Here is a 15,466-nt window from a genome sequence, read left to right as displayed (position 1 = left end):
CTACTATGCAACTTATAAAGCTTAAATCAGCAACGATTGTTTTTTCCTGCTGCCTGATTGTAACAGCCAGTTCCTGTAGCAAAGAATATTTCGACCGGCTGCCGACTGACCAGCCCATCGAGAATACGTTCTTCAGTGATGAGGTGAGCGTAAAACAGGTGGTGAACGATGCTTACTTCAGCCTGCGGAACACCTACCTGAATTATTTCGCGTTTGGCGACCTGGCTTCCGATGATGTATACAACAGTAAATTCAACAACTCCACCAATCATATAACCATCAATGAATCGAATGTGGTGTCGGACAACGGCCTGGTAAATGATTTCTGGAATTTTTCCTATGCCACCATTAACCGGTGCAACCTGGTGCTTGATAATGTTGATAAGGTTCCGATGTCTGATTCGTCGAAAGCGCAATACAGCAACGAGGCAAAGTTCCTGCGGGCATTGATGTATTTTAACCTCGTTCGTATTTATGGTGATGTGCCCCTGGTGTTGAATGATATAAAAACGCCGGAAGAGGCCCTGTCGTATTCAAGAGAAGCAAAAAACAAGGTGTACGACCAGGTGGTGGCCGATCTGCAGGCCGCAGAAGGATTGCCTGCCAGATATGCTATTAACCAGGACATAGGGCGCGCTACGCGTTGGGCGGCAAAAGCATTGCTGGCAAAAGTGTACCTTACTTTACAAAAGCCGGCAGATGCCGATAAAAAACTAAAAGAGGTGATCGATGCACCAGCTGGCGCCGGTGCCAATCAATACCACCTACTGCCCAGTTACGCCGATGTATTTGATGCGGCCAAACCCAATAATGCGGAGGTGATCTTTGCGGTTCAGTATGCACGTGGTTATACCCCCTCGCAGGGCAATCCTTTTGTGAATGGCGCCATGGCCAATGAAGACATTGGCACCGGGGTGCTGAAAAGAGGTACCGGTACTTTTTTGATGACGGAAGATCTGAACAACCAGTTCGTTGCAACAGATGCCCGCAGAAGTATGATCAAACAACTGACCGGCTCCCGACGCAATTATATCTTCACTATGAAATATTACGACAATGGTATGACCACTACCGTAGATGCAGGGAACGACTGGATCGTGTTGCGCTATGCCGACGTAAATTTGATGTATGCCGAAACCCAGAATGAAACAGGACAAACAGGCAATGCCTTTTTATTCCTGAAAGCAGTACGCGACAGGGCTGGGCTCATCACTGACCCCGCATTGGCAGCCGACCAGGCAGCACTACGTACGGCCATACAACAGGAACGCAGGCTGGAATTGTTTTGTGAAGGACATCGCTGGTTCGATCTGTTGCGTACGAACAAACTCATCGATGTAATGAATGCGCATTTTGCCGGCAACTGGTCTAACGATGAAATAGGCAGCGGCAACAAGGTTACACCCGATGAATTGGTTTTCCCGATACCACGCTATCAGGTAAACCTGAATCCGGACAAGATCTTACAAAATCCCAATTATTAATACACCCGCATAAAGAGGAAAACGTTTGCCGATGAAATCAATCCTGCAATCAACCTGTTTTAAATTATTCGTGCTTTTATCCTTTTTATATTCAGGGGCCGTTGGGCAAAACCTGGATTCATTACGGGCGGGTTTTAAAAATCCGCCCACTTCAGCCTGGCCGCGTACCTGGTGGCACTGGACAAAAAGCAACGTTACAAAAGAAGGAATTACCAAAGACCTGGAATGGATGAAACGTTCTGGCATAGCCGGGTTTCAGCTGGCAGATGTAAACAGTGGCAGTGGCCAAACGGTAAAGGATACCGTTGTGTTTGGTTCCCCCCAGTGGCTCGATGCCGTACATCATGCCGCCGCGGAAGCAGACAGACTGGGTTTGGAAATGTCGATCTTCAGTTCTCCCGGCTGGAGTTTAACCGGTGGCCCCTGGGTAAAACCCGAACAGGCCATGAAGAAACTGGTGTGGAGTGTTACCTCCGCCGAAGGCGCAAAACCATTTACAGGCAAACTGCCAACGCCGCCATCCGCTGAAGGGCCAGGACCGTTGATCGCTAATAATAATGAAAAGTCAAATGGGTTTTACCGGGATGTGGCCGTCATTGCCTTTCCCGAGCCTGCCGATGAAAGCGATAACAACAAACCGCAGGTAACGAGTAGTAATGGAAACGAAGATGCTGACAAGTTACTGGATAATGATCTCCTGACAGGCATCAACCTGCAATCGGGCGGAGTTGGTAAAAATGCGTGGGTACAGCTCAGTTATCAACAACCATTCCGGGCGAAAGCAATTACTATAGCAGGTCGCCGGGGCGTTCCATTTGGCCGCGTGCTGGCCAGTGATGATGGCGTTCATTTCAGGACCCTTGTTGCCATTCCCGGTAAGTCGGGTTACCGGGGTGGCAATATAAGGACCTACACCTTCCCGGAATGGACTGCTAAATACTATCGCATCGAGTGTACCAATGTGCCGCCAAGACCGGCGGATGTGATCTCCGAGGCCACCACACCCGATACTGCTTATACTTTTAGTGAAATACAATTGCACGCCGGCGCCCGCATCAATCGCTGGGAAGATAAAGCCGGGTTCAATTTTTTGTTTGAATACAGCGGGGTTGCAACGCCGGCCACGTCAAAAGCGTCTGCCATAGATCCGGCTACTGTGGTAGATCTTACCAGTAAGATGAGTGCCGATGGTACGTTGAACTGGACGCCTGCTGCCGGCAAATGGACCATCATGCGTTTTGGTTATGCACTCACCGGAGCAAAGAACCGTCCGGCAGTACCTGCAGCCCTGGGGTATGAAGTAGACAAGATGAATTCCCAACATGTAACCGAATATATGAAAGGGTATACCGGTCCGTTGATGAAATCGCTGGGAGATTTATATGGAAAGCGGTTGCAGTATTTCATGATGGACAGCTGGGAAGCCGGTATTCAAAACTGGACAGACATTATGCCCAGTGAATTTAAAAAACGCCGCGGTTATGACATCCTTCCTTATTTACCTGCCTTGGCCGGTAGAGTGATCGGTGATGGAAGTAAGAGTGATCGTTTTCTGTGGGACTTCCGCCGTACACTGGTTGACCTGATCGCTCAAAACCATTATGGCGTGGTGACTGATTTTCTGCACCAACAGGGGCTTAAAACATATTCAGAAGCAGGCGGGGTATCACTGGAATCGATAGAAGATGCCTTGCTGAACAAAAAGTATGTAGATATACCCATGGGCGAATTCTGGGTGCGCGATCTGCATCCCTCTTCTATGTATTATGAAGATGTACGCGGCGCTGCTTCCGCGTCGCATGTATATGGACAAAACCTGGTAGCGGCAGAATCGTTTACCGGTGGAAATTATGAATCGCCGCAAACACTTCAGCGCATTGCTGATTACTGGTTTACCCAGGGTGTGAACCGGCTGGTATTTCATACCTCGGCCCATCAGCCGTTGGATACAAAACCAGGTAACGTTATGGTAGGTACGCATATCCACCGCAACATAACCTGGGCCGAACATGTAAAGCCATTGACTACCTATTTTGCCCGGAATTCATTTATGTTGCAAAAAGGCAGGTATGTGGCAGACATCGCTTACCTGTTGAACGAAGGAGCGCCTTCTACCATGCCATTCTGGGGCGGCGGCTTGCAACCGGCTACACCAAAGGGTTATCAGTTTGATTATATAAATGCTGATGTGTTGTTGAATTTGATGTCGGTTGATCAACAGGGAAAGCTGGTGCTGCCCGATGGTATGCAGTATGCCATCCTGGTGCTTCCCCAGACTGAACAAATGAGTTTGCCGATGCTCAAAAAAATAAAGGAGCTGGTGGCCGGTGGCGCTATAGTAGTAGGGCCTAAGCCTGAACAATCGCCCAGTCTGGCCGCTGCAGATGAGGACGTAAAAGAACTGGCTGCAGAACTCTGGGGCGACCTGGATGGAGTAAGCCGCACCCGGCGTTCTTATGGAAAAGGAAAGCTGGCATGGGGTGTGCCACTCGATGAAGTACTGGCGGAAGCAAGTGTTGCAAAAGATGTTGATTTTAATTACGGCAATGACAAACTTGCCTGGATCCATCGCCGCGATGGGAATACCGAGATCTATTATGTAGTGAACCGCACCAATGCGCCCATTGCAGTAACCGGCCGTTTTCAGGTAACCGGAAAAGAGGTGGAGTTATGGCGGGCCGATGGTGGCGTGATGGAACCAGCAAACTATAAGATAGACAGTGCAGCAACCCGGGTAGATCTTCCTTTGCTGGAAAATGAAGCCGTGTTTGTAGTGTTTGGTAACAACACCTCGCAGGTTGCACATACAGCGACACAAAAGCAATACCTGCCATTGAGTGAACTGAAGGGGGCGTGGCAGGTAAGTTTCCCTAAAGACATGGGAGCGCCTGCCTCCATCCAATTGCCACAACTGCTATCATTAACTGAAAATAAGGAAGAGGGAGTTAAATATTTTTCCGGAACTTGTACCTACACAAAGGTCATGGAAGTGAAAAAGGAGTGGCTGACACCGAAACAACAAATTATCCTTGACCTGGGCACCGTAAAAGATATGGCCGAAGTTTATGTAAATGGCACCCGGGTCGACTTCCTGTGGAAAGCACCTTTCCTGGTAGATATCACCAAGGCAGTTAAAGCCGGTAGCAACAAGCTGGAAATAAAAGTTACCAATGAGTGGACAAACAGACTGGCCGGCGACCGGGACCATCCGGAACATAAAGTACTGTCATCGTATCCTATGCCGTTTGGGAGAAGGGGATATGAGTTGACTCCTTCGGGGTTATTGGGGCCGGTGACATTGAAAAGGCAATAGGCAATGGGTAATAGGCAATAGGAATATAGTTTAAAGTTGAAAGTTTTAAGTTGAAAGCCAAAACTCAAAAGCTAACAAACTCGTACTTAAACTTAGCAACCGGAAGCAACAACTTAAAACGTTAAACATTCAACTTTAAACTTTGAACTTAAAACTTTGAACTTGTAACATATGAACAAAAGGCACCTCTTTTTAACGATTGCAATAGCAGCAGTACATAGTATAGTTTACGGTCAACAGAAACCTCCCGATACAGTAGCTGGTATTCCGGTGAATTATAAAGAAGACAAAGTAGGTACGTATATATTACCCGATCCGTTGACGTTGAACAATGGTAAAAAGGTAACCAGTGCCGATATGTGGGTAAAAAAACGCAGACCGGAGATCTTTAAAATGTACCAGGAGATCCAGTTTGGAAAGGCGCCTGGCAAACCGGCTGATATGAAGTTTAATGTGTTTGATAAAGGTACACCGGTGTTTAATGGTACGGCTATACGAAAACAGGTGACGGTTTATTTTACCAAGGATACGTCGGACCATAAAATGGATGTGCTGATCTATTTACCGGCTAATGCGCCGAAGCCGGTTCCCTTGCTGCTCGATATTTCTTTTGTGCCTAATTCACTCTCTGTTGCTGATTCAGGTGTAAAAAAAGGGATGATGTGGTCGCGGGATGGCAAGAAAGTGCCAGCCACGCAAACAGCTTTCAGAAAGTTTGATGTGGAGAAATTCATCAGCAATGGCATTGGGGTAGCGCTGGTGTATTATGGTGATATAGAACCTGATTTTGCCGGTGGGCTGCCGTATGGCATCCGGTCTCAATATTTAGGTGGTAAAGAAAAGCCAGCCCCCGATGAATGGGGCGCTATTGCCGCCTGGGCATGGGGCTTAAGCCGCGCGATGGATTATTTTGAGACTGATAAGGATATCAATGCCAAAAAGATCGCGGTTACAGGAGCATCCCGCCTCGGTAAAACTGCCTTGTGGACGGGCGCGCAGGACCAGCGGTTTGCCATGGTCATTGCCAGCATCTCCGGAGAGGGTGGTGCTGCATTGAGCCGCCGGAACTATGGCGAAACCATCGGGCATATTACAGATCCTACCCGTTATTTATACCAGTTTGCTACCAATTATCACGACTATAGCAATCGCATAGACCAGTTGCCTATGGATGCGCACATGCTGGTGTCCCTGATAGCACCAAGGCCCTTGTTGTTACAAACAGGAAATACCGATTTCTGGTCGGACCCGAAAGGGGAGTACCTGTCGGCCCAGGCAGCAGAACCGGTGTACAAACTATTTGGAAAGGCGGGTCCGGGCAGCCATGAATTTCCCGGACCGGGTGATACCAGCCTGCTGAATCCATTGGGATATTATATGCATGAAGGCGGTCACGCAGTGTTACCCACTGATTTAGATGTATTTGTGACATTTATAAAGCAATACCTCCTACCGAATTAAAGATTCTCATAATGGCAAGTAATCGTCATGGCCGGCTGTTTCTACAGTCGGCTTTTTTTTGCCTAAAAATGCCCTGGCGATCACAGGAATAATCCGCTGAAACCCTTGTAGAATACCGATTTAGCAAATCGTTTGCATGTTTAGCCATCATAAAATAAGCAAAAAGCTGATTAGGAAGGCGGATGGCCGCGCTGTACTTTTACATCATCGAACGGTAGCACGGTAAGAAGCAAAGAAAAAGTGAGAAGCTACCCGAAGCCAAAAGCTTCACCCCAAAAGAGATTTGAACTTTTTTTTCATATGGCAAGCAATCGTTAGAGGTCGACTGTTTCTACAGAGGACCTTTTTTCTTTTATATACCCCTTAGGAAAACTGGCATTACCTTATCTGCAATCATTTATTTACTACGAACCTCCATTTCCTTTCCCATACGCTCCAGCTTTTCTATAAATACGCCTGTATCTTTTCTGGATTTAAGAAAAGCGATGATGCCGGCAATTGTCTTCTTCGCGTCATCAAATGTATAATTGGTATAGTATGCGATTTTTCCTTTCTGCTCTACAGTTGTCATAAAAACACCTAACTCCTCTTCGTATGTTATTTTTACATTTTTATCATTGGATAGCTTGTCAATTAAAGCAGCAAACAATCCATTGTCGATTTTATAAAATAAAGTGGGGTCCTTGTATTTTAGAAATTTATGATTCTTTACTACCTTAAAGTCTTTATTGGATAAAATAACGGTCGTCATGGCATGGTCCATCTCTCCGGTATGCTCAAATGCTATAAATTTTACATCAGATTGGGCGTAAGCACAAACGCCTATTAAAAAAATCAGGATTGTTGATACTATTTTCATTTTTCCGGGTTGATAAGTTGCCTGCAAAACAACTACTTTCCCCCTAAATTTCCCAAGTTTTGCCGTGTTCCATCCATGTCATTCCCAGGTGATATATATGCGAATGCCGTTCAATATTCGATGCTAATCCAAGCCATATTCCATAAAGCTCCCATCATATTGCCACTGGGCAGTGGCATTATGATGGCATTTTGGTGGCATTACCAGTGGCATTATTACCGGGGAAGTCGTATATCTGTCATAAGTAAGACCAGGCTTATTGTTGGATATCCTAAGGAGTAGGTAAGGCGCTCACGCGGGTTGCTCTTCAGGCGATGTCAGAGGCCCTAAAATGCCTTCGGTTATACGGGTGAGTAAAAGGTTGTAAAAATTCAGGCAGGGGTGTTCCGGGCTTATTACGATGTTACAGGCGTTGTGCATCCCGGCATACCCGAAACCCCTGATCGGGTCCTTTGCCGCTGGCTTCATAGCTAGCCCGGAATGCGGGTTCACAACAAAAATCAGCGCCCATCCAGCCGCCGCCCTTCCAAATGCGGCCTTGCGACGGTTCAGGCCCATCCCAGCACCATTCCCGCACGTTGCCCGACATATCGTACAAGCCTATCTCATTTGGTTGTTTACTGCCTACCGGTTTTGTTTTGTTCTTATTCTTTTCCAAAGCCTGCCAGCTCCAGTTCCCGGATAACGATTTATCGCCTGAATTTTGCCAGAACCACGCGATGTCGTTAATGAAGTTACTGCCGCTATAGGCATAACTCCTGCTTTGCTGTCCACCGCCGGCTGCATATTCCCATTCGGCTTCTGTTGGCAGGCGGTAACCATTGCCGTGCCGGTTGATCGTTACCGTCCATTTAAGGGTGTCGAGCTCGTTGGTGTTGGCAGTGTCTCTGATCTCCTTATTGATCGTGTAACAGGGCTGTAAACCTTCCTGAAGGCTTCTTTTGTTACAGTACTCGATGCAATCGTACCAGCTGACTGTTTCCACCGGCAGCTGATCGCCTTTGAATGTTACCGGATTGGTGCCCATTACCTCCCTCCATTCTTTTTGTGTTACCTCAAACCGGCTGCAATAAAACGCGGGGATGGTTACAGCCTGACTATAGTAGTTCGAATGTATATTGGTGAAAGAACCGCCATTTATCAATACCATATTGCCGGGTTGTTTGCAGGAATTGATAATTACGACTACAGTTAATAGAAATAATTTGTTCATAGTGTCAATCGTTAAACAAGGATAGGTCCAGGGATAAAACCCTGGACCTTTTTACCATTGCCTTTGTCCTGGAGCTAAAAAAAATTACGCTGCTACCATACGGTAGCATTAATATAACCACTCTTGTTACCCCAGGCTTCCAGTGCCAGGATCTGGTAATTGTAACTGCCAAAACCCTGGCCGCCGCGGCTGCGCCAGTTGTTGATGTGGTTGGTCATGTTAACGGAGCGGTTCGACCCGGTAGAAGAGCCTCCCCAGGTGTCTTTGTACTGCCAGAAGGTAGCAGTGCCGATAATAGAGGGTGCGTTAACCCGTTGCGATTTGTAGAAACTGTAGGAGTGTCCATCGCTGCTGACATTGTTTACATAGGTGCCGCCGGTGACATTGCCCATTTCGGCAACATAATATTCGATCAGCGGGTTGGTGGTCCAGCCATAGATACCAACGAAATTGTAACTGCCGCTAAGGGCGCCCACATTGTAGCCGATGTTGCGGGCGGAACCGGGGTTCCAGCCTTTACCACCTACAATGTCGGTAACGTTGCTGTAACTGATGGCGAAATTGCCTGCATTGCCAAAAGTGATATTACCAGATCCACCTTCCCGGTATAACGACCAGAAATACCCGTTGTTGCTGCCTGTTGCTTCAGGCTGGGCATCTTCGTTCACATAACCGGTAAGGCGTTCACCCACAGGCGTGGGTTCGGCAATACTGCTTTTTTTGTTGCAGCCTGTTCCCAGGGTGGAGCAGGTGATGAGCAGCAAAAGGACTGCTCCGGAAGTAACCTTGCAGGTCACTTCCGATAGGAATGTGTTTGATCTCATGATGGCAAGAATTGTTAGTGAACTATAAATTTAACTAAGTCTTGTCATTCATGTAACCGATTACAGTGAAAAAGTTTAAGGATAGCTCAATGTTCGGCCATGTAGATGGCTGTTAGTATGCGTAACCGATTGCATAATAATGGTTGTATTATGGCAATAGTGTAGTCGTATTGGTGCTTAAATCTATTTATTCCATTCATGCACGAAAAGAACCGATGCCTGGCGCGGATATACTTTCGTTGTCAATACGCGGTGTACTTCGTCGTCCCGGTCTGCACAACAATCGGCCAGTACGGTAAGCGTGTAATCTTTATCCGCTGCCTCGCGTAAAGTTGATAGTACCACGCCGCTGGTAGCCACGCCCGTTAGTACCAGGTGGTTGATGCCTAAAGAACGAAGTACTATTTCCAGGTCACTGCCGGCAAAAGCACTTACTCTTTTTTTGTGTACCACGATCTCGTTTTCTGCAGGCGCCAGATCGGGATGTACCTGCGCAAAGGTATCCATGGGAGTGCCGGCTATCATTTGTTTGAACGCCGTGAACATTTTATTGTTGGGGTTGAACTCGGGAAACTCAGGCCGGAAAGTAAGCGTTACATATATTACCGGGATGTTATTGGCGCGGGCTTTAGCAATGGCCTCCTTAGTTGTTTCCACTACCTGGCTGGCGTTGGGCATGTTCTGTAAGATGCCCAATTGCATGTCCATCACTAACAGTGCTGTTTGTTGATTCATGTAGATATTGTTTTGAATGATTACTTGTTCTGATACCTGATGATTCTACTTTGGCATTTTTCATATCGCCCGACAGGAACCTGGAGAAACATCCTGCGATCACAAGAGCAATAACCCCTTGTGCCAGGATACAATTTTGCGGACCGATATAATTAGATAACCAGCCTACCAGCAGGGCCCCAATGGGAATAGTGCCAAAAGCTGCCATGGTAAAAAAGCTTACGGCGCGGCCGCGCATGGCAGGGGTGGAGGCCAGTTGTATAATGGTGTTACAAATAGGGATCACCGACATGGTACCGAAACCAGACACGGTAGCCAGTAGTAAATTCGCGGGGAAGTAATGAGTATAGGAGAATGCGATCAGTGCCAGTCCCACCACAATAATGTTGATGCGCAACACCTTTTTCATATTATGACCGGGTTTGCGCGAAGCGATAGACAGGGTGCTGATCACCGCGCCCAAACCAATAAACGCACTGAGGTAACCATAGGTGGCCGCATCGCCATTAAAGATCTCTTTGGCATAAACAGGGATCAATGTGATGTAGGTGTTCACCAGTAAACAGGTGAGCGCCAGTAACAATACCGTATTGCCTATTTCGTGGTGGCGCCTTACATAGTTCAATCCTTCTGTAAAATCGGCCGACAATTTTTTTCTTGCTGTAGTAATGAGTTGTTGGGGAACCTTCATCATAAGCAGGGAGGCGATCACCGCTATAAAGCTGATGGCGTTGGAGGCGAAACAAACACCGGCGCCATACCGGGCTAGTACAAAACCTGAAAGGGCAGGGCCCAGTAAACGGGATAGGTTATTAAGCGACGAGTTGATAGCAATGGCATTCGGCAGGTCTTCCTTGTTGTCGATCAGGTCGTTCACCATCGACTGACGCGCCGGTACTTCAAAGGCATTGGCAATACCCAGCAGCACACTCAGCGAAAGGATCAGCCAGACCTGGTGATACCCGGTAATATAAACAATGGCCAATGCGGTTGCCTGCAGGGCTGCCACAACCTGGGTGATCAGCACCAGCTTTTGTTTGTTGTATCTGTCGGCGGCAATACCACCGGCGGGTGATAATAAAAAGGACGGGAATTGTTCGGCAAAAGTGGTTAACCCGATCATGAACACGGAATGGGTCATGGTGTACACTACCCAAATAACCGCGGTACGTTGCATCCAGGTGCCAACGCGGGAGATCAGCTGGCCGAAGAAAAATAAACTGTAATTGCGGCTTTTAAACGATCTGAACGTATTTGTAAAACTCATTGCTTGCTCCTCTACTTCATCTTTAATTAATAATCAGTTAATCTGCAGCAGCCAGTTTTTCCAGAATGGGCACTACTTTTTCGAGCAGGGCCACTTCTTTATCAGTAAGCAGGGTTTCGATCCTTTTTTGCAGGAAGGCATCTCTTTCATACCTGTTTTGTTTTACCAGTTTTTCACCGGCAGGGGTAAGAGAAATATGCACCTTGCGTTTATCATCGGGTGAACCGGTACGCGTTATCAGTCCCTGTGACTCGAACTTTTTCAGGATCTGCGACATCGACTGAGTGGTTATTCGTGTCAGTGAAGCCAGCTCCGATGCCAGGATGTCATTATTCCGGGATATAAAACCGATGGTTTCCAGCTCGGTCATGGAATAAGACGATGTATAAGAGGCCTGCTTGCGTAATCCCTTATGCAGGGCTGCAACTGCCATACGCAGGGAAGATGATAATTTAATTGGTGGCATTGTCAGTAAAACTTGTTAGTTTACCTTACAAATTTACGAAAAAAGTTTCACCTCCCCCTAACCCCCCTCCAATAGAGGGGGGAATTACAATAAATTAACATTTGTTATAGCTCTCTCCGCCAGCTGGCGGAGGAGCCGGAGGGGGGCTTATACCCATTGTGTGAATTAAATTATTAATGCCATTTACCGCCGCTAACAGAGAAGCTTATATATTTGCATCGCTTTTGGTTCCCTGATTGTAAAAAGTCAGGGATTAAAAGGGAATCCGGTGTAAATCCGGAACTGGCCCGCAGCTGTAAGCTCCGATAACCAGGGTCCCACCTCAGTCACTGTTCTCTAATTATCAAGAGGATGGGAAGACAGGACCCGGGGGAGTAAGTCAGAAGACCTGCCTAAGCACTCAGCAATTCATAGCTTTCGGGGATCGAAGCTGGAATGTAAATACCTATTGTATTTCCATTTTTACTGTTGGCATTGTGCATGGGTGACAATCCCTTCCCGGAGGTTAATAATTATGCGTTTCACTAATTATTAACTATAACCATTTCACGAATGAAATCCATTAAACGTTTAGCCTTATTGGCCGTAAGCGTAGTAGTTCTGTTTACGTCCTGTTCAAAAAATGTAGATCAGCCATTTGATCAGCAAACCGATCTGTTAACCAACGGCAGGGTGTCTCAAAAAGCTGCTTTGCTCAATTCTTACACGGGTGGTTTTTACCTGATCAATGAAGGCTGGTATGGCCATGGAACCGGTGAGGTGAACTTTTATGATTATGCAACCGGAACACTGGGTGACAGTCTTTTTGTAAAGAACAATCCAACCAAAAACCTCAATCCGGCTACCTCTACGTTACAGTATGGTACTATCTTTAACGGTAAACTATACCTGGTATCTAAAGTAGGTGGCCCCCTGGTAGTATGCGATGAAAATACACTGGTTGAATCTGGTCGTATTGCAGCCAGTTCTTCCAACGACTGGCGTGCCTTTGTGGGCGTTGATGCCACACATGGCCTTATCAGCAGCCAGTCTGGTATTTATCCTGTTTCGTTACCTGGTTTAACCGTAGGTACTAAATTATCCGGCGCTTCTATTTCAGGTCAGGTAGGCGATTTGACCAAGTCAGGCAACTTTGTGTTTGCCTTATCACAATCTGCCGGCGTGGTTGTTTTAAATGCCACTACCAATGTTGTTGTGAAAACCATACCAAACATCGCTGTTGGTTTTGCTAAAACGGCTGATGGTGCGGTATGGTGTGCCGGTGGTACTTCGCTGGTACGCATCGATCCTGTAACGTTGACGACCACTACGGTTACTTTGCCCTTCACTGCAAACAATTCATGGGGTGCCTGGCATCCGGGTTCTATCACCGCTTCTACTACAGCAAACGAAATCTTCCTTGCGAATAACGCCACTTTCGCAGGCGCTACTACTATTTACAAATATGTAGTTGGAAACTCTTCTTCGTTGTCGGCGCCATTTATAACCATTGCATCTGGTAAGGAAACGTATGGCTCCGGTGTTGGGTATGATGCTTCGAACAACACAGTGGTAGTTACCACAGTTGAACAGGGTTTTACCACCCATTTTTCCGTGAACGACCTGGTTATTTATAATGCAGCTACCGGTTCACAGATCAGTGATCTGCCTTATAGCGGCTATTGGTTTCCTTCAATAGCGGTATTCCATTAAGAGGTAGGAGGTAAGAAGTAGGAGGTAAGAAGTAGGAAGTAAGAAGTCAGAGATACAGATTCTTCGTATTTCCTACCTCTTACTTCCTACTTCCTGCTTCATTGTAATAATAAAGTAATCAAACAACTGTGACCCCTTCATTGCTTAAATGCACAACTGTTTTGCTGCTTGTCTGTCATGCATGCAGCGCCCTTGCACAACAGACCGATTCCGTTAAGGTGACCAGTCTTGATTCGGTGGTGGTTGCCCGTGACCGGGTAAATAAAGAGATCATTCCGGTGCAATCGTTATCTGGTACGGCGCTCAATAACCTGAGTGCGCATTCGGTGGCGGATGCCATCCGGTATTTTGCCGGGGTGCAAATAAAAGATTATGGCGGTGTAGGTGGCTTAAAAACCGTCAATATCCGAAGCCTGGGCACACAGCACGTAGGTGTGTTTTATGATGGCATAGAACTGGGCAATGCACAAAATGGGACCATTGACCTGGGGCGTTTTTCGCTGGATAACATGACTGCTATAACACTTTATAATGGACAGCGAAGTGCCATTTTTCAATCGGCCAAAGATTTTGCTTCGGCGGGTTCTGTATACATGACTACCCGCATCCCGGAATTTACACCCGGTAAAAATGATAATGTAAAGGGTACGATAAAAGGCGGTTCCTTCGGTACCATCAATCCTTCTGTGTTGTGGGAGCACAAACTAAACGACCGCATTAAAAGTTCCGTCAACGCAGAATACGTATACACCACCGGCAGATACAAATTCAGCTACTCGAAAAAAGACGGTTACGATACAACAGAGAGCCGGAAAAATGGCAAGGTGGAGTCGATGCGGCTGGAAGGCGGACTGTTTGGAAAGATCACGAATGGGGAATGGAAAGCAAAGGTTTATTACTATACTTCAGCGCGTGGTTATCCCGGTGCTGTTGTTCGGGAGGAGCCGGGAAAATTCACGCATCAGGACAAGCAGTGGGATAACAACTTCTTTTTGCAATCATCGTTCCGGAAAAATTACAGCAGTCATTACAGCCTGCAGCTGAATGGTAAATACGCCAACGATTACCTGCATTATTTATCCGATCCCCGCCTCGATGTTAGTACCATGTATGTAAACAACCACTATAAACAACAGGAGGTTTATTTTTCTTCAGCTAACCTTTTTACCATCTTACCTTATTGGAGCATCAATGTGGCCGGCGATTTTATCTATAATACCCTAAAGGCAGACCTGTATGATTTTGTGTATCCGCGGCGTTATACCGGCTTAGGTGCTGTGGCTACCTCGTTTGACTGGCAACGGGTAAAATTGCAGGCTTCGCTGCTGGGTACCTATGTACACGAAACAACTGTTACGGCAGGGAGTGCCGCGAGTGATAAAAATGAATACACGCCTTCGGTGATCTTTTCGTACAAACCCTTTGCGAACAAAGACCTCAACGTTCGCGCTTTTTATAAACGCATTTTCCGCATGCCTACATTGAACGATCTGTACTATACGTTCATTGGGAACAAGCTATTAGATCCTGAATATACCACCCAATATGATGTAGGGGTTACCTACGCCTGTAATTTGACAAACACTGCGTTGAAACGGATTGAAATGCAGGTAGACGGTTATTATAACCAGGTAAAGAACAAAATTGTTGCCATGCCCACCAGCAACCAGTTCCGCTGGACGATGGTGAACCTGGGTTATGTAAAAATAAAGGGCCTCGACGTGGCGGTTCAAACCAACTGGCAATTGAAAAAGGAAACCAACATCAATGCCCGCCTTAGTTATACCTACCAGAAGGCACAGGATTTTACCGACGTTAGCAGTGATTATTATGGCGGCCAGATCCCTTATACGCCCTGGCACAGCGGTTCGGTGATCATTAATCCAACTTATAAAAGTTATAGCCTTAACTATAGTTTCATTTACACCGGTTACCGGTATACGGCTGTAGCCAATATACCAGAGAATTATTTCAGACCCTGGTATACCCACGACCTGTCCTTCTCAAAAGAAATGCTGTTGCATAAACACCAATTCCGTTTTACTGCTGAAGTAAACAATGTGTTGAACCAGCAATACGAAGTGGTGCTTTCTTATCCTATGCCCGGAACCAATGTTAAGTTCATTTGCACTGTTACACTGTAAAAACCAAT

The 15,466-nt window shown here is 46.6% G+C and carries 11 protein-coding genes and 1 riboswitch; of the genes, 5 read left to right on the top strand and 6 right to left on the bottom strand.

Translation table 11 applies throughout. The features are described from left to right. Positions 1-5: 5 nt before the first annotated feature. The 3 genes from BMX95_RS13550 to BMX95_RS13540 all read left to right on the top strand — a co-directional run bounded on the left by BMX95_RS13550 (position 6) and on the right by BMX95_RS13540 (position 6,258). The gene (locus tag BMX95_RS13550; protein ID WP_081204673.1) at positions 6-1,484 is read left to right on the top strand and encodes a RagB/SusD family nutrient uptake outer membrane protein; all 1,479 of its coding nucleotides are present in this window, start codon (positions 6-8) and stop codon (positions 1,482-1,484) included. A gap of 31 nt (positions 1,485-1,515) precedes the next feature. Further along, positions 1,516-4,797, top strand: coding sequence for a glycosyl hydrolase (locus tag BMX95_RS13545; protein WP_090519404.1), 3,282 nt, complete (start codon positions 1,516-1,518; stop codon positions 4,795-4,797). A 171-nt stretch (positions 4,798-4,968) separates the two neighbouring features. Next, a complete protein-coding gene (locus BMX95_RS13540) occupies positions 4,969-6,258 on the top strand; it encodes a glucuronyl esterase domain-containing protein (protein ID WP_081204674.1) in 1,290 nt (429 codons plus the stop codon). 397 nt (positions 6,259-6,655) lie between these two features. Here BMX95_RS13540 and BMX95_RS13535 read toward each other — a convergent pair whose 3' ends face one another. The 6 genes from BMX95_RS13535 to BMX95_RS13510 form a co-directional block, all read right to left on the bottom strand. Further along, entirely contained in the window at positions 6,656-7,117 is a 462-nt protein-coding gene (locus tag BMX95_RS13535; protein ID WP_081204675.1) for a hypothetical protein, read from the bottom strand. Between the two features lie 403 nt (positions 7,118-7,520). Then, positions 7,521-8,330: a formylglycine-generating enzyme family protein gene (locus BMX95_RS13530; protein WP_081204677.1), complete on the bottom strand. Its 810-nt coding sequence runs from the start codon at positions 8,328-8,330 to the stop codon at positions 7,521-7,523. A gap of 92 nt (positions 8,331-8,422) precedes the next feature. Beyond that, entirely contained in the window at positions 8,423-9,154 is a 732-nt protein-coding gene (locus tag BMX95_RS13525; protein WP_081204678.1) for a glycoside hydrolase family 11 protein, read from the bottom strand. 183 nt (positions 9,155-9,337) lie between these two features. After that, entirely contained in the window at positions 9,338-9,889 is a 552-nt protein-coding gene (locus BMX95_RS13520) for a cysteine hydrolase family protein (RefSeq protein WP_081204679.1), read from the bottom strand. Then, positions 9,798-11,156 carry an MFS transporter gene (locus BMX95_RS13515; RefSeq protein WP_081204680.1) on the bottom strand — a complete coding sequence of 453 codons (1,359 nt, stop codon included), beginning with the start codon at positions 11,154-11,156 and terminating at the stop codon, positions 9,798-9,800. Before BMX95_RS13515 ends, BMX95_RS13520 begins: the two co-directional genes overlap by 92 nt. 37 nt (positions 11,157-11,193) lie before the next feature. Next, the gene (locus tag BMX95_RS13510; RefSeq protein ID WP_081204681.1) at positions 11,194-11,622 is read right to left on the bottom strand and encodes a MarR family winged helix-turn-helix transcriptional regulator; all 429 of its coding nucleotides are present in this window, start codon (positions 11,620-11,622) and stop codon (positions 11,194-11,196) included. A 208-nt stretch (positions 11,623-11,830) separates the two neighbouring features. Continuing rightward, a riboswitch (cobalamin riboswitch) is annotated at positions 11,831-12,032 on the top strand. A 142-nt stretch (positions 12,033-12,174) separates the two neighbouring features. Between BMX95_RS13510 and BMX95_RS13505 the strand changes: the two genes are divergently transcribed. Then, the gene (locus tag BMX95_RS13505; protein WP_081204682.1) at positions 12,175-13,314 is read left to right on the top strand and encodes a DUF5074 domain-containing protein; all 1,140 of its coding nucleotides are present in this window, start codon (positions 12,175-12,177) and stop codon (positions 13,312-13,314) included. A gap of 161 nt (positions 13,315-13,475) precedes the next feature. Further along, on the top strand, positions 13,476-15,458 hold the full coding sequence (locus BMX95_RS13500) for a TonB-dependent receptor (protein WP_207631732.1): 1,983 nt from the start codon (positions 13,476-13,478) through the stop codon (positions 15,456-15,458). Positions 15,459-15,466 lie beyond the last annotated feature (8 nt).

This window comes from Niastella yeongjuensis (genome assembly GCF_900110245.1).
Classification (GTDB): domain Bacteria; phylum Bacteroidota; class Bacteroidia; order Chitinophagales; family Chitinophagaceae; genus Niastella; species Niastella yeongjuensis.
This window is presented reverse-complemented; position numbering and strand designations above follow the sequence as displayed.